Source organism: Mesorhizobium sp. M2C.T.Ca.TU.002.02.1.1 (genome assembly GCF_003997225.1).
Genome location: NZ_RZTO01001365.1, coordinates 1 through 815, shown reverse-complemented (window position 1 = coordinate 815; position 815 = coordinate 1). Strand labels below are relative to the sequence as shown.

The window sequence follows — 815 nt, the reverse complement described above, 5'->3', positions numbered from 1 at the left end:
TTTCTTCGCCACGCCGAAGCGCAAGTTCATCGTCGCCGACACGCCCGGCCATGAGCAGTACACGCGCAACATGGCGACCGGAGCCTCGACCGCCGATCTCGCCATCGTGCTGATCGATGCGCGCCAGGGCGTGCTGCGCCAGACCAGGCGTCATTCGATCATCGCCTCGCTGCTCGGCATCCGCCACATCGTGCTTGCGGTCAACAAGATCGACCTCGTCGGCTTCGACAAGACCGTGTTCGACCGGATCGTCGCGGACTATGACGAGTTCGCGCGGGAGCTGGGCTTCGTGAGCGTCGTGCCGATCCCGATGTCGGCGCGTTTCGGCGACAACGTCACCAGCCGCTCGGAGCGCACGCCCTGGTATTCCGGGCCGTCGCTGATCGAGCATCTGGAAACCGTGTCGGTCGACGAGGCGGCCGTCGAACTGCCGTTCCGCTTTCCTGTCCAGTATGTGAACCGGCCGAACCTCGATTTCCGCGGCTTTGCCGGCACCATTGCCTCGGGCACCGTTTCGCAAGGCGACGAGGTCGTCGTCGCAAAATCCGGCAAGGCCTCCCGGGTCAAGCGCATCGTCGCGCAGGGCGGCGATCTCGAGCAGGCGGTCGCCGGCCAGGCGATCACACTCGTCCTCGAGGACGAGGTGGAGGTGTCGCGCGGCAATCTGCTGGTTTCGCCGGCAGCTAGACCGCAGGTCGCCGACCAGTTCGCCGCCAACATCGTCTGGTTCGACGAGCAGGCGCTGCTGCCCGGCCGCTCCTACATCCTGCGCACCGAAACCGATCAGGTGAGCGCCACCGTCACCGAGCTCAAAT

Annotated in this window: 1 protein-coding gene; it reads left to right on the top strand. The window is 65.6% G+C overall.

The genetic code is table 11. From position 1 onward, the window contains the following. Window positions 1–815, top strand: an 815-nt coding sequence (locus EOD07_RS36135) for a GTP-binding protein (RefSeq protein ID WP_245470631.1), incomplete at both ends; no start/stop codon positions are given.